Origin of the sequence: Streptomyces sp. CAI-85 (assembly GCF_013363615.1) — a bacterium.
GTDB lineage: Bacteria > Actinomycetota > Actinomycetes > Streptomycetales > Streptomycetaceae > Streptomyces > Streptomyces antibioticus_B.
Genome location: NZ_JAANNX010000024.1, coordinates 1 through 19305 on the forward strand (window position 1 = coordinate 1; position 19305 = coordinate 19305).

The 19305-nt window shown below is 71.7% G+C and carries 12 protein-coding genes and 1 pseudogene; 2 read left to right on the forward strand and 11 right to left on the reverse strand.

What is annotated here, in order from left to right:
• Positions 1-343: 343 nt before the first annotated feature.
• Complete coding sequence (gene nrdR, locus G6W55_RS23525) at positions 344-919, reverse strand: transcriptional regulator NrdR (RefSeq protein WP_030796595.1); 576 nt, start codon at positions 917-919, stop codon at positions 344-346.
• Between the two features lie 527 nt (positions 920-1446).
• On the opposite strand from nrdR, the gene lexA reads away from it, so the two are divergent.
• Entirely contained in the window at positions 1447-2226 is a 780-nt protein-coding gene (lexA, locus tag G6W55_RS23530; protein ID WP_030796593.1) for a transcriptional repressor LexA, read from the forward strand.
• 190 nt (positions 2227-2416) lie between these two features.
• Here lexA and G6W55_RS23535 read toward each other — a convergent pair whose 3' ends face one another.
• The 4 genes and pseudogenes from G6W55_RS23535 to G6W55_RS23550 all read right to left on the reverse strand — a co-directional run bounded on the left by G6W55_RS23535 (position 2417) and on the right by G6W55_RS23550 (position 8787).
• Positions 2417-4393 carry an ATP-dependent DNA helicase gene (locus tag G6W55_RS23535; RefSeq protein ID WP_175522832.1) on the reverse strand — a complete coding sequence of 659 codons (1977 nt, stop codon included), beginning with the start codon at positions 4391-4393 and terminating at the stop codon, positions 2417-2419.
• A gap of 294 nt (positions 4394-4687) precedes the next feature.
• Positions 4688-5227: pseudogene (locus G6W55_RS23540) on the reverse strand (GNAT family N-acetyltransferase); the annotation flags it as partial.
• 138 nt (positions 5228-5365) lie between these two features.
• Positions 5366-7321 (reverse strand): IucA/IucC family siderophore biosynthesis protein, encoded by a 1956-nt coding sequence (locus tag G6W55_RS23545; protein ID WP_175522834.1) that lies wholly within the window; start codon positions 7319-7321, stop codon positions 5366-5368.
• Positions 7318-8787, reverse strand: a complete 1470-nt coding sequence (locus tag G6W55_RS23550; RefSeq protein WP_175522835.1) for a diaminobutyrate--2-oxoglutarate transaminase family protein — start codon at positions 8785-8787, stop codon at positions 7318-7320. The genes G6W55_RS23545 and G6W55_RS23550 overlap by 4 nt, the downstream gene beginning before the upstream one ends.
• Positions 8788-9347: 560 nt before the next feature.
• Here G6W55_RS23550 and G6W55_RS23555 point away from each other — a divergent pair.
• Positions 9348-10568, forward strand: coding sequence for a serine protease (locus G6W55_RS23555; RefSeq protein ID WP_175522836.1), 1221 nt, complete (start codon positions 9348-9350; stop codon positions 10566-10568).
• Positions 10569-10692: 124 nt separating this feature from the next.
• Here the strand turns inward: G6W55_RS23555 and hflX are convergent, their stop codons facing one another.
• From hflX to miaA, 6 genes are all read right to left on the reverse strand, one after another.
• Positions 10693-12210 carry a GTPase HflX gene (hflX, locus tag G6W55_RS23560; RefSeq protein ID WP_175522837.1) on the reverse strand — a complete coding sequence of 506 codons (1518 nt, stop codon included), beginning with the start codon at positions 12208-12210 and terminating at the stop codon, positions 10693-10695.
• 162 nt (positions 12211-12372) lie between these two features.
• The gene (locus G6W55_RS23565) at positions 12373-13953 is read right to left on the reverse strand and encodes a M1 family metallopeptidase (protein ID WP_175522838.1); all 1581 of its coding nucleotides are present in this window, start codon (positions 13951-13953) and stop codon (positions 12373-12375) included.
• A gap of 141 nt (positions 13954-14094) precedes the next feature.
• Positions 14095-16314, reverse strand: coding sequence for a bifunctional (p)ppGpp synthetase/guanosine-3',5'-bis(diphosphate) 3'-pyrophosphohydrolase (locus G6W55_RS23570; RefSeq protein WP_175522839.1), 2220 nt, complete (start codon positions 16312-16314; stop codon positions 14095-14097).
• Positions 16315-16611: 297 nt separating this feature from the next.
• On the reverse strand, positions 16612-17481 hold the full coding sequence (gene dapF / locus G6W55_RS23575) for a diaminopimelate epimerase (RefSeq protein WP_175522840.1): 870 nt from the start codon (positions 17479-17481) through the stop codon (positions 16612-16614).
• A 156-nt stretch (positions 17482-17637) separates the two neighbouring features.
• Positions 17638-18144: a hypothetical protein gene (locus G6W55_RS23580; protein ID WP_175522873.1), complete on the reverse strand. Its 507-nt coding sequence runs from the start codon at positions 18142-18144 to the stop codon at positions 17638-17640.
• A 108-nt stretch (positions 18145-18252) separates the two neighbouring features.
• Positions 18253-19191: a tRNA (adenosine(37)-N6)-dimethylallyltransferase MiaA gene (gene miaA, locus G6W55_RS23585; protein ID WP_175522841.1), complete on the reverse strand. Its 939-nt coding sequence runs from the start codon at positions 19189-19191 to the stop codon at positions 18253-18255.
• Positions 19192-19305: the final 114 nt, after the last annotated feature.

The following is a 19305-nucleotide window of genomic DNA, read 5'->3' on the forward strand; positions in this document are numbered from 1 at the left end:
CGAAGTTGACCGAGCCGTCGCGCCAGTTGGTCATGACGACGTCACGGCGCTCCCAGGCGACCTCGTCGTACGGATGCACGCCGGGGGTCGTGTGAATGCGCTCGATACGCAGTCCCTTGGTGGCCTTGGTGCCCTTCGCTCGGGACCCTCGTGCCGGACCGCTCGCCGTCTCTGTCATGCCGCCTCCCTCTACGGGCGAAAACGCCCTGAAATGCCACGCTGTTCCCGTGACACGTTGTTCTGTCGTGTGCTGCGGGCGTCCACGCGCCACCGCCCGCAACAGGTCTGGATCCGCCGCTCCCGGGCCGGCCCCGGACACCCTGGTCCGGTTCCGGCCTGTCGGTCAGTCGGCGGCGTGGGCGGGCACGGGGACCTCGACGGCCCCGCTTCCGCCGTCGTCTTCCCGGCTCCCCGCGACAGCGCCCGCGGCGCCTCCCGCGTGCTCACGGTCGTCATCGTCCGCGGCGGAGCGTCCCGTCTGTTCCCTGAGTTCCGCGATGGCGGACTCGAAGTCCTCCAGCGAGTCGAAGGCCCGGTACACGGAGGCGAACCTCAGGTAGGCGACGAGGTCCAGCTCCTGCAACGGCCCGAGTATGGCCAGGCCCACGTCATGGGTGGTCAACTCGGCGCTCCCGGTGGCCCGCACCGCCTCCTCGACCCGCTGGCCGAGCTGGGCGAGGGCGTCCTCGGTGACAGGCCGTCCCTGACACGCCTTGCGCACACCGTTGATGACCTTGGTGCGGCTGAACGGCTCGGTGACTCCCGACCGCTTCACCACCATGAGCGAACACGTCTCCACGGTCGTGAAACGACGTGAGCAGTCCGGACACTGGCGGCGCCGGCGGATGGACGTGCCGTCGTCCGTCGTACGGCTGTCGACGACACGGCTGTCGGGGTGCCTGCAGAAGGGGCAGTGCATGAACTCCCAACCCTCCTCACAGCAGACTCGATGGCCTCGCCGGACCTCATGGGCCCCTCGAAGCAGCCCCAAGCATAGGCGATCCGCGGGCGTCCAAAGACACGGGGGACACAACTTCTGGGCTGCTGTTGCCATCCAACCACTACATGTAGGGATTGGCCCATGCACGCACCCCTTGCGCGCGTGTCGCGTCCGCGCGGTCACACACCGTACGCCCCGGGCGGCGCGACGCCCCCTCGGAACACCGCATGCGACACCGCACACGCGCGTGCACACCCGTGTTCACGCGAGGGTTACGGCGATACGGTGGGGCCGCACGCGGAGGAGCACGGCTCCCGCGCGGAAGCGGGGCGGCGGTGAAGGCTACAGCAAAAGGCCCTTTTGTCCGCGAGACTCCGCGTCAGCCATACACCCAGAAACATGATCAAGTCACGCTCTCCGCGCTTTTTCACTCGAACGTGTGTTTGGCGCAACCTTTCGAAAGCAACTACCGTTGTCCAGCAGGGAGACAATCGAGAGGGGCCGACGTGACCACCACCGCAGACAGTGCCACCATCACCGCCCAGGACCGCTCCCAGGGCCGACTCGAGCCGGTGCATGCGATGAACGAATCCGTGAACCCGGAGGGGCACAAGCGCTCCCTGCCGGGGCGACCTCCAGGCATCCGGGCGGACAGCTCGGGGCTCACCGACCGCCAGCGCCGGGTGATCGAGGTCATCAGGGACTCGGTCCAGCGGCGCGGCTACCCGCCGTCCATGCGGGAGATCGGCCAGGCGGTCGGCCTGTCCAGCACCTCCTCGGTCGCGCACCAGCTCATGGCCCTGGAGCGCAAGGGCTTCCTGCGCCGCGACCCGCACCGCCCGCGCGCGTACGAGGTCCGCGGCTCCGACCAGGCGGCCAGCGTGCAGCCCACGGACACCGCGGGCAAGCCCGCCGCCTCGTACGTCCCGCTGGTCGGCCGGATCGCCGCCGGCGGCCCGATCCTCGCGGAGGAGTCCGTCGAGGACGTCTTCCCGCTCCCCCGCCAGCTCGTCGGTGACGGCGAACTGTTCGTGCTGAAGGTCGTCGGCGACTCGATGATCGAGGCCGCGATCTGCGACGGCGACTGGGTCACCGTCCGCCGCCAGCCCGTCGCCGAGAACGGCGACATCGTCGCCGCCATGCTGGACGGCGAGGCCACCGTCAAGCGCTTCAAGCGCGAGGACGGCCATGTCTGGCTCCTCCCGCACAACGCCGCCTACGAGCCCATCCCGGGTGACGACGCGACCATCCTCGGCAAGGTGGTGGCCGTACTGCGCCGCGTCTGAGACCGGCGGGCGGACTCACCTCCTCCGCCCCCTCGACTGGGCCCCGGGATCCCTGCGCCGGTTCCGGGGCCCTGTGCTGTGCGGACACGCCCCGCGCGGTTCCTCATGAACGGGTGCCGTGGCTCGACCGCGCGCGGGTGGCTGCCCTCGCCCGACGACGGGGACGACGGGACAGGCCACCCGGCCGACTTCACTCCGTTTCGGTCTGCTTGGCCGCCGCGTCGATCGCCGCGAGCGACCTCCGCACCTGGTTCCGGTCCGTGGTGTACCAGAAGTCCGGCAGGGACGCCTTCAGATAGCTCCCGTAGCGGGCCGTCGCCAACCGCTGGTCCAGTACGGCGACCACGCCCCGGTCCCCCGACGCGCGCACGAGCCGGCCCGCGCCCTGCGCCATCAGCAGCGCCGCGTGCGTGGCGGCGACGGCCATGAAGCCGTTGCCGCCCGCATCCTCCACTGCCTTCTGGCGGGCGCTCATCAAGGGGTCGTCCGGGCGCGGGAACGGGATCTTGTCCATGACGACGAGCTGGCAACTGGCCCCCGGGACGTCCACGCCCTGCCACAGGGACAGCGTGCCGAACAGACACGTCGCCGGGTCCGCCGCGAAGTTCTTGATCAGCTCGCCGAGTGTCTCCTCGCCCTGGAGGAGGATCGGGAACTCGGGGATACGGCCGCGCAGCTCCTCGGCGGCGAGCTGGGCGGCCCGCATGGAGGAGAAGAGGCCGAGGGTCCGGCCGCCGGCCGCCTGGATCAGCTCCGTCAGCTCGTCCAGCATGTCGGTGCGGTCGCCGTCGCGCGCGGGGCGCGCCAGATGTTTGGCGACATAGAGGATGCCCTGCTTGCGGTAGTCGAAGGGCGAGCCGACGTCGATGCCCTTCCACTGCGGCAGGTCGTCCCCCTCCGTGCCCTCGGGGGCGAGCCCCATCGAGGCACCGACGCCGTTGAAGTCACCGCCGAGCTTCAGCGTCGCCGAGGCCAGGGTGACCGAACGGTCGGCGAACAGCTTCTCCCGCAGCAGGCCCGACACCGACATCGGGGCTACCCGAAGGGATGCGCCGAAGCGGTCGTGCCGCTCGTACCAGACGACGTCCCACTCGGAGCCGTTCGTGATCCGCTCCGCCACGTCGTGCACGGACTCCACCGAGGCGAGGGCCTGCTTGCGGACCGCGTCCTCGTCCTGCACGGACTTGTCGCGGGTCGCCCCGATCCCGGAGATCACGGTCCGGGCGGCGTCCCGCAACGCCATCAGCGTGTAGCCGAGATCCTCCGGGATTTCCTCCAGACGGCCGGGCAGCGCCAGCTCCATCAGCCGCTCGAAGCCCTCGGCGGCGGTCTGGAGCTGGTCGGCGGCCTTCTCGTTGACGAGTTTCGCGGCCCGGCGCACCGCACGGTTGACCTGGCCCGGGGTGAGTTCGCCGGTGGCGACGCCGGTGACCCGTGAGACCAGTTCATGGGCCTCGTCGACGATCAGCACCTCGTGCTGCGGCAGGACGGGGGCGCCCTCGATGGCGTCGATGGCCAGCAGGGCGTGGTTGGTGACGACCACCTCGGCCAGCTTGGCGCGCTCGCGGGCCATCTCCGCGAAGCACTCGGCGCCGTACGCGCACTTCGACGCGCCGAGGCACTCCCGTGAGGACACCGACACCTGGGCCCAGGCCCGGTCCGAGACACCGGGGGTGAGGTCGTCCCGGTCGCCGGTCTCGGTCTCGTCCGACCAGTCGCGCAGGCGCAGCAGGTCCTGGCCCATCTTGCTGGTGGGCGCGGCCGCCTCGAACTGGTCGAAGAGGCCCTCCTCCTCGTCCTGCGGGACTCCTTCGTGCAGGCGGTGCAGGCAGAGGTAGTTCGATCTGCCCTTGAGCATCGCGAACTCCGGGCGGCGGCGCAGCAGCGGATGCAGTGCGTCGACCGTACGCGGCAGATCCCGCTCCACGAGCTGGCGCTGGAGGGCCAGGGTGGCCGTAGCCACCACCACCTTCTCCCCGTGCGCGAGCGCGGGCACGAGGTAGCCCAGCGACTTACCGGTGCCGGTGCCGGCCTGGACGAGCAGATGCGATCCGCCGTCGATGGCCTCCGCGACGGCTTCGGCCATGGCCACCTGGCCGGGACGCTCCGCCCCGCCGACAGCGGCGACGGCGGCGTGCAGGAGTTCGGGGAGAGAGGGCTTCGTCATAGCGCGACCACCCTACGGCTCGGCACTGACAATCGGGGGATCGCGCAGGTGGTCGGGGAGGTGGAGGGGGCTGGAGAGGAGACGGAGGGAGGCGGTGGCTGTGACTGTGGCGGAGTCAAGGTGTGGGGTTCTCGGGTTCGGGAGCGGTGGGGTTCGGGAGTGACGGGGCTCGGCGCGACGGGGTTCGGAGAAGTCGGAGGAACAGGGGAAGAGAAGTCGGAGGAAATGGAGGAGCCGGCGGGAACCGATGCGATTCCCGAGGCGTTCCATCTGTGACGGCCCGATTTCGGAGCGTCACGAGACATCACACAGCTTCCGGTCCCTGACCATGAGGGCGGCCCGTTTGGCGGGAAGGTCGACCTCGGCGGAGAACCGGAAGCCCGCACTCAGGAAAGCGGCGACGGAGGGGGTGTTGCGAAGGTCTGGTTCAGCGATGACACGAGTACATGCGAGCCACTCGTTCAGTACGAGATCGACGACGGCTCGGAGCAGCAGACTGCCGAGTCCTCGTCCCCGGTCGGTCTTCGCGCCGACGAGGAGATGGATCCCGATGTCGTGGGGCCGCGCCGGATAGTGGCGGGCCAGCGGATCGAGGTCCGCCCGGTAGATCTCCCAGTAACTCATCGGCGTGTCCGCCAGCACGCCCAGGCACGGAACGCTGTGCCCGCCGTCGGCGAACTGCCGGCGCAGATGCCCCTCGGTCACGGACCTGGGCCCCGCCAGTTCCCAGAACTCCGCGACCTCGGGGTCGTTCATCCAACGCTCGACGCGGGCGAGGTCCCGCTCGATGCGCACGGGCACCAGACGGAACACGCCGGCGGGCGTGACCGCCGAGCGCCAGTCACCGGCAGGGAAGGGGGCTGACGCGGACACGGGCCGGGCTCCTCTCGGCGGTGGTGGGGCAGGGCGGGGGTCGGTTCAGGGCTTGCGGTCGGCTCTGCGATGGGTTCTGCGGTCGGCTCTGCGGTGGGTTCAGGAATGCAGACGATGAAGGGGGTTGGTGATGGTGATGTAGACGGACTGGGTGTCCACGGGGCCGACGAGTTCGTCCAGACCGTGCAGCCGGGTCAGCAGATTGGCCTTGCAGCGCAGTGTGGGTGAGTCGAGCAGTCGGGCGGGCAGGGTGCTGCGCAGCCGGTCGGGGCCGGAGGCGGCGTCCGTGAGGAAGCGGCGGAACGCAGCGAGCAGAAGGCGCTCGTCGGCGAGCTTCTGGGAGCCGAAGGCGCCGATGAGTCCGAGCACGTTGTTGATGCCGAGGTAGTAGGCGAAGCGTTCGTCGGTCACCTCGTCGGAGACGAAGGTGTCGCTGCGCTCGCCGATGCCGGGCAGCCGGGCGTCGAGTTCCGCACGGCGGGATTCGCGGAAGTAGTAGCCCTGGTTGTCGCGGTAGCGGCCGCCCGCCGGCCAGCCGTCGGCGTCCAGCAGAAGCAGCGTGTTCTGCTGGTGCGCCTCCAGGGCGACGCCGGCTTCGCCGTCCAGCCACAGCACCGGGCGGACGACCTGCTCCAGGTACCGCAGGAACCACTCGGCGGCGACCGCCGCGCGCGGACGACCGGTCTTCTCGGCGAGGCGTGCGACAAGCGCGACCAGTCGGGAACTGTGGACTGGCAGGCGGTCCGCGGCCGGCCGCGGGTACGGACGGGGTGCGACGAGTCCGGCGACGCAGGTGACGTCGTCGGTCGGGGCGAACGGGTTGTGGCGGATGACGACGTCCAGGCCCGGCACCGGCTGGCCGTCCGGACCGTCGACCGCGAGCCAGGCCGGGTCACGGACGATGTCGAAGCCGGGGTGGGCCGACTGCCACTGCCTGACCAGGCCGGCGCGGAGCAGTCGGTGGACCTCGACGCCGCGGTGGAGTTCCTTGCGGAGGTTCTCACGACGGGAGTTGGTGATGCGCAGGCCCAGCGACAGCTTGAGCATCGCCGGGGCGCCGGAGCGATGGACGGTCCGGACCGAGGAGGTGGGGTGCCAGGGCGAACCGTGGGCACCGAGGTCGCGGAGCAGGCCGGCGTCGAGGAGGGCGGCGACGTCCGGCCGGTGCCGGGCTTCGCGGAGTTGCCAGGGGTGCATGGGCAGCGCCGCGTAGCCGTCGGGGAGCGGCAGTGCGGCATCGGCCAGCCGCGCCGTCACCCGGGCAGCGGGGATCGTACGGCCGCGGGCCGTCCACGCGGAGTCGGTGGCGAGTACGGAAGGAGCGACAGCGAGCCAATGGAGGAGGAAGGAGCCACGCGACTCGGGTGAGTAGAGACGCGCTTCGGCGTCGGAGAGGCCCTCTCGGCTCTTCGGGGTCGGGTGCAGGGGGTGGCCGAGGACCAGTGCCTGCTCTGCGGAGAGGAACAGGTCGGATCCGTCGGCCGGGTGTTCCCGGCGCTCGCTGATGAAAGCGGCGGTGCGGCGGACGGAGTCGGCGACGCGGGCCACGAGGTCGGGCGCTTCTTGGGCCAGCGCCTTGTGGGCGGGCTCGGTGCCCGGGGTCTCTCGGGACAGCAGGGCCGCGAGTGTGATCGCGTCCACGGGTGGGGCCTGGTCGGGGGTGTCGGCGAGACGCGGGGGGCCGAAGCGGTGGCAGCCGGTCGGGGACCAGTGGAGGACGGGGGTGAGCAGTGCGGTTCCGCTGGCGGGGAGCGGAATGCGCAGGGTCCCGTCAGCGGGTGCGGGGAGGTCCGTCTCGCGGACCCAGCAGCGCAGCAGGTTCTCGACGGCCGCGGCCTGGGCGGCCGTGTGCGGGTCGGGGTGGTCAAGGACGTCGGGGAGGTCGTTCGAGGTGGGTGTCGAAGCCGAGGGCGAGGCGGGACTTGGAGGGCTTGTCGAAAGGGCGGTGGTGGGCAGCGATGTTTCGATGTGCAGGGTCTCGGCCTGGCGGCGCGGGGCCGGGAAGGAGGCAGGCGGTGTGGAGGTGGGGACCGCGGGCTGTGGGGAGGTGGTCAAGGTCGCTCCTCGTGACGTGGGGCCGGGGCCGGCCGGCTCTGCCGGATGAGGGGGTGATCCGTGGGGGCGGCGCCGACGGCGTGGGCGTGGGCCACCGCAGTCATCGCGTCGGCCAGGCGGTCGAGCACGGCCGCCGCCTGTTCGTCGGTGATCGTCAGCGGCGGGAGCAGCCGGACGACGCTGGCGTGGCGGCCGCCGAGTTCGACGATCAGACCGCGGCGCAGACACTCCTGCTGAAGGGCGGCGGCGAGGCCGGGGGCCGCCGGGTGCGGGCCCTGAGCAGGGGGCGAGATGGGGTCCATGCGGAGGGCGTCCGTCATGCTCGCGCGTTCCCCCGCCGGGTCGACCAGTTCGAGGCCGATCATGAGGCCGCGTCCGCGGACGTCACCGATGCAGGGGAAGTCCGCGGCCAGGCCGCAGAGTTGGTCGAGGAGGCGGGAGCCCAGGGTGGCCGCGCGGTGGGCGAGGTCGTTCTCGCGCACGTAGGCGAGGGTGGCCGTGCCGGCGGCCATGGCGAGTTGGTTGCCGCGGAAGGTGCCGGCGTGGGAGCCCGGTTCCCAGACGTCGAGGTCGTCGCGGTAGACGACGACGGCCAGGGGCAGGCTGCCGCCGATGGCCTTGGAGAGGACCATGACGTCGGGGGTGACCCCGCTGTGTTCCACCGCCCAGAAGGCGCCGGTGCGGCCGACGCCCGTCTGGACCTCGTCGGCGATGAGCGGGATCGAGCGGTCGGCGGTGAGCTGCCGCATGCGGCGCATCCAGGCGTCGGGGGCGGGGATGACGCCGCCCTCGCCCTGGACGGGTTCGAGGATCATCCCGGCGGGTGGGCGGACCCCGGACTTGGGGTCGTCGAGGAGGGATTCGGTCCAGCGGGCGGCGAGTTCGGCACCGGTCTCGCCGCCGACGCCGAACGGGCAGCGGTAGTCCTGGGGATAGGGCAGGCGTGTCACCCGCACGTCGGAGGCGCCTCCGGAGGCTTCGAGGGATCCGGCGGTCATGCCGTGGTAGGCGCCGGTGAAGGCCAGGACGCCGGTACGGCCGGTGGCGGCGCGGACCAGTTTGAGCGCGGCCTCGACGGCGTCCGTGCCGGCCGGGCCGCAGAACTGCACGCGCGCGTGATCGGCAAGCCCGGGCGGCAGGGTGCGGAACAGCTCGGTGATGAACGCGTCCTTGACGGGGGTAGCGAGGTCGAGGACGTGCAGGGGCGCGCCCGAGTCGAGGACCTTGCGGATGGCCTCCAGCACAACGGGGTGGTTGTGGCCGAGCGCGAGAGTTCCGGCGCCGGACAGGCAGTCGAGGTAGCGGCGGCCGTCGGCACCCTCGATGGTCAGTCCGCGGGCACGGACGGGCACGATCGGCAGGGCACGTGCGTAGGTGCGCGCCGCGGACTCGCGCGCCGACTGGCGCCGCAGGATCCCCTCGTGCGCGCGGCGTGCGCCCCCCAATCCGGACACCGGTCCCGACACCGGTCCCGATACGGGCCCCGACACAGGTCCAGATACAAGTCCCGACACCAGGCCCGACGCGACACCGCCCCCGCCGGCATCCGCCTCACCGAGGGTCCCCGCTCCCGCTGGATCCCTCTCCGCGGTGTCTCCACCTGCCAGGGCTCTGCCTGCCGTGTCCCTCCCCGCCGCATCTCCCTCCGCCAAAGATTCGGTCACCGTCAAGGCTTCCCCGCCCTCCCCGTCGTCCAGAGGCACGTCGGTGCGTCACGCAGAAGGCCGGGATGCCGAGACATCGAGAGGTCGAGATGCCGGAATCGCGAACGTGAGGCCGGGCACCGACGGCCGGCCTCATCGCTACCAACCGCGGAGTGCGCAACGGGTTACGGGTTGCTTCAAGATCCTTGCCGTGACGGAACCGTTGCCGTTCCGTGGGGAGTACCGCACAGCGAACGCATATCGTGTGGTGCCGTCGCACCTGGCCGTGAGCCCGCGCGAACTCGCCCTGAGCCGAGGACGAGTTCACGCGAGGAATCGGACCGGCGGCTCCAAGTTCGTTGACAGCAGGGGGAGTTAAGACCATGCGATCCATACGGCCGTCGTTCACCGTTCGCCGAGGGGGGACCGCGCGCCGCAGGACCTCCCCCGTGCTGGGCGCCCTCGCCCTCGTCTCGGTGCTCGCGCTCACCGCGACCGCCTGTGATTCGGGCGACACCGACGTCGACGGTCAGGCCGGTGCCACGGCCACGGCCGGCGGCACCGGAGAGCTCAAGATCCCGGACGACATCAAGGACCGGCTCAAGGAACACGGGATCGATCTCGACAAGTGGAAGAACGGCGCCTGGAAGAAGTGGGACAAGGACGACTGGCTGCGTGAGGCGCAGGACTACATCAACCCCATCATCGAGGGGCTGTGGGACCCGGACCGGATGCGGGACGCCGAGGACCCGGACCGCGGGGTCGACGACAACGACCTCACCGGTGACCAGGGCGTGACCGACCCGACGCCGCAGCCGGTGGACGCGCGCGCGGTGGCGACGAAGTACCATGCCAACGCCCCCGAGGCGGGCAAGGTGTTCTTCGACTCCCCCGAGGGCACGATGGTGTGCTCGGCGACGGTCGTGCAGGACCCGGCCCACCCCGGCAAGTCCAACATGGTGTGGACGGCGGGCCACTGTGTGCACGCGGGCAAGAGCGGCGGCTGGTACCGCAACATCGCCTTCGTGCCGTCGTACAACGACTCCGGCCTGTCGGACCAGGAGCTCCAGACGGCGACCAAGGAGCAGGTGGCTCCGTACGGTGTCTGGTGGGGCGACTGGGCGCGGACCTCGGACCAGTGGATCGCGCAGGGCGGGCAGACCGGCGGTGACGGTGCCTCGTACGACTTCGCGGTCATCCATGTGACGCCGGAGGACGGCTCCGGCAAGTCCCTGGAGGAGACGGTCGGTTCCGCGCTGCCGGTGGACTTCAACGCGCCCGCGGTGCCGAAGGTGAACAGCATCACCGCGACGGGATACCCGGCGGCGAAGCCGTTCGACGGGCAGAAGCTGTACCAGTGCCAGGACAAGCCGGGACGGCTGTCGATCAACGCCTCGGACCCGACGATGTACCGGATCGGCTGCACGATGACCGGTGGTTCCTCCGGCGGCGGCTGGGTGGCCGCGGGAGCGGACGGCAAGCCCGCGCTGGTGTCCAACACCTCGATCGGCCCGGTGACGTCGGGCTGGCTCGCGGGGCCGCGACTGGGTGAGGTGGCCAAGGGTGTGTTCGACTCGGTGAGCGACAAGTTCGCCGGCCAGTAGCAGCAAGGCAGACAGCCCGGAGCCCCGCGCCCTGTGACAGGGTGCGGGGCTCCGGGCTGTCGTACTCGCCTCAGGCGCTCGCCCTCGGGCGCTCGCCGTCGGGCGCTCGCCGTCGGGCCGTCGGTCAGACCGCCGAGGCGGCCGACGCGGCCGAGGCCGCGGACGGCACGTACGGTGCGAGGTCCGCCGCGAGTTCCTCGTGGACCCGGACCTTGAGCAGGGTGCCCTCCGCCGTGTGCTCCTCGGAGATCACCTCGCCCTCGGTGTGGGCGCGGGCGACCAGCTTGCCGTGGGTGTACGGCACGAGGGCCTCGATCTCGACCGAGGGCCGCGGCAGCTCGTTGTCGATGAGCGCGAGCAGCTCCTCGATGCCCTGGCCGGTACGGGCCGAGACCGCGATGGAGCGCTTCTCGATCCGCATCAGCCGCTGGAGGGTCAGCGGGTCCGCCGCGTCCGCCTTGTTGATCACGACGATCTCGGGCACGCCGGTGGCGCCGACGTCCCGGACGACCTCGCGCACGGCGGCGAGCTGTTCCTCCGGGTTGGGGTGCGAGCCGTCCACCACGTGCAGGATGAGATCGGCCTCGCCGACCTCCTCCATGGTGGAGCGGAACGCCTCGACCAGGTGGTGCGGCAGATGCCGGACGAATCCGACCGTGTCCACCAGCGTGTAGAGCCGGCCGCTCGGTGTCTCGGCCCGGCGCACGGTCGGGTCGAGGGTCGCGAACAGGGCGTTCTCGACGAGGACGCCCGCGCCGGTGAGACGGTTGAGCAGGGACGACTTGCCGGCGTTGGTGTAGCCCGCGATGGCGACCGAGGGCACCTTGTGGCGCTTGCGCTCCTGGCGCTTGATCTCGCGGCCGGTCTTCATCTCCGCGATCTCCCGGCGCATCTTCGCCATCTTCTCGCGGATCCGCCGCCGGTCCGTCTCGATCTTGGTCTCACCGGGACCACGGGTGGCCAGGCCGCCGCCCTTGCCGCCGCCCATCTGACGGGACAGGGACTGACCCCAGCCTCGCAGCCGCGGCAGCATGTACTGCATCTGCGCGAGCGCGACCTGCGCCTTGCCCTCTCGGGACTTGGCGTGCTGGGCGAAGATGTCGAGGATCAGGGCCGTACGGTCGATGACCTTGACCTTGACGACGTCTTCGAGGTGGATGAGCTGGCCGGGGCTCAGCTCACCGTCACAGATGACGGTGTCCGCGCCCGTCTCGATCACGATGTCGCGCAGTTCGTCGGCCTTGCCGGAGCCGATGTAGGTGGCCGCGTCGGGCTTGTCGCGGCGCTGGATGACGCCGTCGAGCACCAGCGCGCCCGCGGTCTCCGCGAGGGCGGCCAGCTCCGCGAGGGAGTTGTCCGCGTCCTGCGCGGTCCCCGTGGTCCAGACACCGACGAGGACGACCCGCTCCAGACGGAGCTGGCGGTACTCGACCTCGGTGACGTCCTCGAGTTCGGTGGAGAGGCCCGCTACGCGGCGCAGGGCCGCGCGCTCGGAGCGGTCGAACTGCTCGCCGTCCCGCTCTCCGTCGATCTCGTGGCTCCAGGCGACGTCCTCTTCCATCAGGGCATCGGCCCGAAGACCTTCGGGGTAGGCGTGCGCCAAGCGCTTGGCGTCCTGGGAAGGGGAAGAAGAGGAGGTCATTGGATCCTTACGTCGTTGGGGATGCCGATACGGCGGTCCTTCACGTGGAACAACGCACGAGCGCTCCGGGAGATTCCCGTGACCCGTGCCGCGCCGACCGGACGATGGTCGCACGGGACGCCCCGTCTCGTCACCGTGTTATTCCGGGGCCGGTGCACGGGCCTACTTGGCAGCCGGTGCGGCGGTCTCCCAGTCGGCGTGGCCGGGCATCGGCGGGGTCTTCTCGCCGTACAGCCATGCCTGGAAGAAGGCGTCGAGGTCGCGTCCGGAGATCTTCTCGGCGAGGCGCCTGAAGTCGTCCGTGGTGGCGGTGGAGTCCCGGTGTTCCTGGACCCAGGCGCGTTCGAGCTGCTCGAAGGAGCGGGTGCCGATCTCCTCACGCAGCGCGAACAGGACGAGGGCCGCGCCGTCGTAGATGTTGGGGCGGAAGATGCCGATCTTCTGGCCTGCCTGCGGCGGCTTGGGGAGCGCGGGAGGTCCGCCGGCGGCGCGCCAGCGGTCGGACGCGCCGTACGCCGCCTTCATGCGCGCCTCCAGGGTGCGGCCCGCCTTCTCCTCCGCGTAGAGGGCCTCGTACCAGGTGGCGTGGCCCTCGTTGAGCCAGACGTCGGACCAGGTGCGCGGGCTGACGCTGTCGCCGAACCACTGGTGGGACAGCTCGTGGACCATGATCGACTCGATGTACCACGCGGGGTAGCCGGGCTCGGTGAACAGGTGCTTCTCGAAGAGGGAGAGGGTCTGTGTCTCCAGTTCGAAGCCGGTGGTCGCCTCGGCCATGAGGACGCCGTAGGTCTCGAAGGGGTAGGGGCCGACCTTGCTCTCCATCCAGGCGATCTGGTCGGGGGTCTTCTTCAGCCAGGGTTCGAGCAGCTCGCGGTCCTTGGTGGGGACCACGTCACGGATGGGCAGCGCGTGCGGGCCCTCGCGGTGGACGACGCTGGAGCGGCCGATGGACACCTGGGTGAGTTCGGTGGCCATGGGGTGCTGTGTGCGGTACGTCCAGGTGGTCGAGCCGCCCTCCCGGTCGACACCGGCCGGTAGCCCGTTGGCGACGGCGGTGTAGCCGTCGGGCGCGGTCACCCTGATCGTGAAGAGCGCCTTGTCGGAGGGGTGGTCGTTGCAGGGGAAGACCAGGTGGGCGGCGTCGGCCTGGTTGGCCATGGCGAGGCCGTCCGCGGTGCGCACCCAGCCGCCGTCCCTGCCGTCGGCGCCGACCGGATCGCTGGTGTGCCGCACGGTCACACGCGTCCAACTGCCGGTCGCCAGCGGGTCGCGCGGGGTGACGACGAGGTCGTCGCCGGCGCTGGTGAAGGCGGCGGGTTCGCCGTCGACCTCGACCGATTCCACCGTGCCGTGGGCGAAGTCGAGGTTGATCCGCTCCAGGGCGGTCGTCGTCCAGGCGTCGATGGTGGTGACGGCCTGGAGGGGCTCGGTGTTGCTGCCGGGATAGGTGAAGGAGAGGTCGTACGACGCCACGTCGTACCCGGGGTTGCCCAGGTACGGGTAGAGGCGGTCGCCGACGCCCAGCGGGGCCGCCGGGGCACTCGCGGCGACGAGACAGACGGAGACGGCCGAGGCGAGCAGCGCGGACTTCAGCCGACGGGAGGTCGCCGGACGAGGGCGGACACGGGGACCGTCAAAAGCCCGGGGACCGGCAGAGGAACGGAGACCGGCGAAGGAACGGAGACCGGCGAAGGACAAGGACAGAGGGCGGCGGGACGCGTGGCGGAGGGTGAGCGGCATGCACCACCGCTACCAGCGCGTCCGTACCCCACGGCGGCGGCGCGCGCCCGGCCCACCCGAACGGGTTGCGCACGCGCGTGTGCGGTGACACGGGCGACGGGGCGTGGGCGCCCGACCCGTACGCCGGCGGGGAAGACCGGCTCAGGCCGTTGGCGCGTGGTGCCGGGCGCGGTCGACGTCGTACACGCCGGGGACGTTGCGCATGGCGCGCATCAGGGTGGGGAGGTGGGCCGCGTCGGGGAGTTGGACGGTGTACGTGTGGCGGACGCGTTGCTGGGTCGGCGGTTCGACGGTCGCGGAGACGATCTCGGCGCCCTCCAGGGCCATCGCCTCGGTGAGGTCGGCGAGCAGATGGGGGCGGCCGAACGATTCAGCGACCAGGGTGACCCGGCATCCGGTGGTGTCTCCCCAGCTCACGTCGACCGCCGCGCGCCCCGCGTCCGCCATGCGCGCCACGGCGGCGCACTCGGCGCGGTGCACGGTCACCACGCCGCCGCGCACCGCGAAGCCGGTGACCTCGTCGGGCGGTACGGGGGTGCAGCACCCGGCGAGCCGTACGCTCGCGTCGGGCCGGTCCACGACGGTGATCGCGGCCGCCGGCCGGGACGCCTGGCCCCCGGGGGCGGCGGGGGCGACGGCATCCGGAGCCTGCGCGTCCGTGCCGGACGGCTCGGACACGGCCCCCGCGAGAGCCTCGCCGCCCGCGGAGTCGTCGGCGGGGTCGTCGGCGCGGTCGGTCTCGGCCGGCGCCGGGTGGGTCGCGAGCCAGCGCTGGATGGCGATGCGCGCGGCGGGGGTGTGGGCGTGGTCCAGCCACTCCCGGGAGGGCTCGGAGGCCGGGTCCTGGCCCATCAGGAGCTGCACGGTGTCGCCGTCCCGCAGCACGGTGCTCAGGGTGGCGAGCCGGCCGTTCACACGGGCGCCCATGCACGCGTGCGCGTCCTCGCCGTACTGCGCGTACGCGGCGTCCACGCAGGTGGCGCCGTCGGGCAGGCCGAGGGTGCCGCCGTCGGGGCGGAAGACGGTGATCTCGCGGTCCTGGGCGAGGTCCTCGCGCAGGGTGGACCAGAAGGTGTCGGGGTCGGGCGCGGCCTCCTGCCAGTCGAGGAGGCGGGAGAGCCAGCCGGGCCGGGTGGGGTCGACGCGCTCGTCGACACGCTCCTCGTCGGCCGGGACCGCCTCGCGGGGCTGGTCCTCGGGGGAGGCGACGTAGGGGTTGCCGAGCGCGACGACTCCGGCCTCGGCGACCTTGTGCATCTGGTGGGTGCGGATGAGGACTTCGGCGACCTGGCCGTCCTCGCGGGCGACGGCGGTGTGCAGCGACTGGTAGAGGTTGAACTTGGGGACGGCGATGAAGTCCTTGAACTCCGAGACGACGGGCGTCATACAGGTGTGGAGTTCGCCGAGGACGCCGTAACAGTCCGCGTCCTCGTTGACCAGGACGAGCAGCCGGCCGAAGTCGCAGCCGCGCAGCCGTCCGCGCTTGCGGGAGACGCGGTGGACGGAGACGAAGTGCCGTGGCCGGATGAGGACTTCGGCCGGGATGTCGGCGTCGCGCAGGACCGTGCGCATGGCGTCGGCGAACTCGGCGAGCGGGTCGTCGGCCTGGGAGGCGTTGCCGGCGATGAGTTCGCGGGTGTGCTCGTACTCCTCGGGGTGCAGGATCGCGAAGACGAGGTCTTCCAGTTCCGTCTTGAGGGCCTGGACGCCGAGGCGTTCGGCGAGCGGGATGAGGACGTCACGGGTGACCTTGGCGATGCGGGCCTGCTTCTCGGGGCGCATCACGCCGAGAGTGCGCATGTTGTGCAGCCGGTCGGCGAGTTTGATCGACATCACGCGCACGTCGTTGCCGGTGGCGACGAGCATCTTGCGGAAGGTCTCTGGCTCGGCGGCGGCGCCGTAGTCGACCTTCTCCAGTTTGGTGACGCCGTCGACGATGAACCGCACCTCGGCGCCGAACTGTTCGCCGACCTGATCGAGTGTCACATCGGTGTCCTCGACGGTGTCGTGCAGCAGTGAGGCCGTCAACGTCGTGGTCTCCGCGCCGAGTTCGGCGAGGATCAGGGTCACGGCGAGCGGGTGCGTGATGTAGGGCTCGCCGCTCTTGCGCATCTGGCCGCGGTGCGAGGACTCGGCGAGCACATAGGCGCGGCGCAGGGGTTCGAGGTCGGCGTCGGGGTGGTGGGCGCGGTGGGCCTCGACGACATGGCCGATCGCGTCGGGCAGCCGGCCGCGGGAGGCGGTGCCGAGCAGGGCGGCCCGGCCCAGGCGGCGCAGGTCGATCCTGGGCAGGCTGCGCCTGCGGGACACGGCGGGTACGACCGGGCCTGGGGTCGCAGGGTTCGTGGCCTCCGCACTCATGGGCACCTCCGGCTGCGTGGACCGGCGGACGGGGTGTCCCAGGGCGGACACGGCTCAGGGGACAGGTGATGTCCCCCGTCCGGGCCGGTGCTTGATGCTACCGACCCCATCACGCGCGACAGACCGCCTCTCGCCCAGCGTGAAACGGATCACCCATTCGAGCGACGATCCAGGGGTTTACTGTTTTGCGCCACTCGAACGGGGACGGTCGGCCATTTCGAACCCTTGCCCGAGACCCGAGGATGCCATCCGTGCACCTCGGGACCGCGGGGCCTCCGATGCGAAGCCGAGCCGCCGTCAGCGGACGGCGCTTTCCAGCCACTCCGGGTCGATCTCCCCTGTGGCGACGATCACGGCGGGGCCGGTCATCTCGACCTCGCCGTCCGGCCGTTCGGTGATGACGAGCCGTCCGCCGGGGACGTCCACGGTGTAGGTGACCGGGGTGCCGGTGACGGCCGGGTCGGCGCCGTCCCGCCGGGCGGTGGCGACGGCGACGGCGCACGCGCCGGTGCCGCAGGAGCGGGTCTCGCCGGAGCCGCGCTCGTGCACGCGCAGGGCGACGTGCCGGGGGCCGCGGTCGACGACGAACTCGACGTTGACCCCGTCCGGGTACGCGGCGGCGGGGCTGAACGGCGGCGGGGAGTGCAGGTCGCCCGCGTGCGCGAGGTCGTCGACGAAGGCCACGGCGTGCGGGTTGCCCATGTTCACGTTGCGCGCGGGCCAGCTCCGCTCGCCGACACTGACCGTGACCTCGCCCTCGGGGAGACGGGCGCGGCCCATCCCGACGGTCACGTCCCCGTCCTTGGCGAGGTGGACGCTCTTGATGCCCCCGCGCGTGGCGACGGTGAGATCACCCTCGGTGGCCAGCCCGGCGTGCTGGAGGTAGCGGGCGAAGACGCGTACGCCGTTGCCGCACATCTCGGCGATCGAGCCGTCGCTGTTGCGGTAGTCCATGAACCACTCGGCCTCGGCGGCCATCTCCCGGGCCTCCGGGTGGGCCGCGGACCGCACGACGTGCAGCAGGCCGTCCCCGCCGATGCCGGCGCGGCGGTCGCACAGGGCGGCGACGGCGGCCGGGGGCAGGTCGACGGTGTTCTCGGGGTCCGGGACGATCACGAAGTCGTTCTCGGTGCCGTGCCCCTTGAGGAAGGCGATCCGCGTGCTCATTCCTCGATCGTACGGGCTGCCACCGACAGCCAGGTCACGGGCGGGACGGCGGTCCGGTCACGGGGTGGGACGGCGGCCCGGTCCGGGGCGGGACGCCGGCCGGCGCGCGGGACAGCCCCCGGCGCAGGCCAGGCGGCCCGCACGCGCGCGTGCCGCTCAGCGGAGCCGGGCGACCCGCCAGACGGCGAGCACGGCCACGACGACGACCAGGAGGACGTAGGCCAGCACGACCCGCCAGTCCGGGCGGCGGCCGGAGCCGCGCGGGGGCAGCCCGGGCCACGTGTAACCCACGCGGCGCGCGGCCATCATTCCCCAGCCGGCCGCGCAGGAGCAGATCAGCAGCCCCAGCATGGCGATCACGGCCCCGCTGTCGCCGAAGTCGAAGGCGAGCGGGAAGGCGAACATCAGGGACCCGGTCGCGGAGAGCGCCACGATGGGCGCGAGCTGCCAGATCCGCAGCCGGCCGCGCGGGCGCAGCTCGACCTCGACCTCGGGCCCGCCCGCGAACATCTCCTCGGGCTCGGGACCGTCGTCGGTCACCCCACCGGTCTGGGTGTCGTCCGCCGCGTCCGGGGTCGCGGGGACCGCCCCGGGCTCCACTTCCCCCGGCTCGGGGGTGAGGTGCTCGGTGCCTGGTGCGGTGTCACGAGGGCCGGCCTCCATCGCCACGCGCCCTCCCAACTCGGACTCCACTTGGTCGATCGAAGCTCGATGATGGCACGGCGCCGGAGGCCCGGATGACGGCCTGGGCGTCCCGATGCCATGACGTGATCAGGCTGTAACCGGTCGTTCGACCAACGCCAGCGCAAGCCGCGGAAGTTCCGTGAGGTCCGCCGCCGCCCCACTCAACCAGTGCACCCGCGGATCGCGCCTGAACCACGAATCCTGACGGCGCGCGAAGCGTTTGGTGGCACGGACGGTCTCGGCGCGCGCCTCGTCCTCGGTGCACTCCCCGGCGAGGGCCGCGAGGACCTGCTGGTAGCCGAGCGCGCGGGACGCCGTACGCCCGTCGCGCAGGCCCCGCGCCTCCAGCGCGCGCACCTCGGCCACGAGCCCCTGGTCCCACATCCGGTCCACGCGGCGTGCGATGCGCTCGTCCAGCTCGGGACGCGCCACGTCGACACCGATCTGCACGGTGTCGTAGACCGAGTCGTGGCCCGGCAGATTGGCCGTGAAGGGCTTGCCGGTGATCTCGATCACTTCGAGGGCTCGGACGATACGGCGGCCGTTGCTGGGCAGGATGGCGTGCGCCGCCTCGGGGTCGGCGGCGGCCAGCCGGGCGTGCAGCGCGCCGGAGCCGCGCAGGGTCAGCTCCTCCTCCAGCCGGGCGCGGACCTCGGGGTCGGTGCCGGGGAACTCCAGGTTGTCGACGGCGCCGCGGACGTACAGGCCGGAGCCGCCGACGAGGACCGGCCAGCGGCCGTCGGCGAGCAGGGCGTCGATCCGGGCGCGGGCCAGCCGCTGGTACTCGGCGACGGAGGCGGTGACGGTGACGTCCCAGACGTCCAGCAGATGGTGCGGGACGCCGGCCCGTTCCTCGGGCGTCAGTTTGGCGGTGCCGATGTCCATCCCCCGGTAGAGCTGCATGGAGTCGGCGTTGACGACCTCGCCGCCGAGCCGTTGGGCCAGAAATACGCCCAGATCGGACTTTCCGGCCGCGGTCGGTCCGACGACGGCGATGACGCGGGGGGCGAGGGGTGCGCTGCTCACCGCACCAGTCTCCCAAACCCCGGACACCGCCCTCGAACGAGTTACGTGACGGCGCGTGTGCGGTGTCGTTGCCCGGGGCGGGATCCCGTCACCCGCGCGCGGGCGGTGACCCCG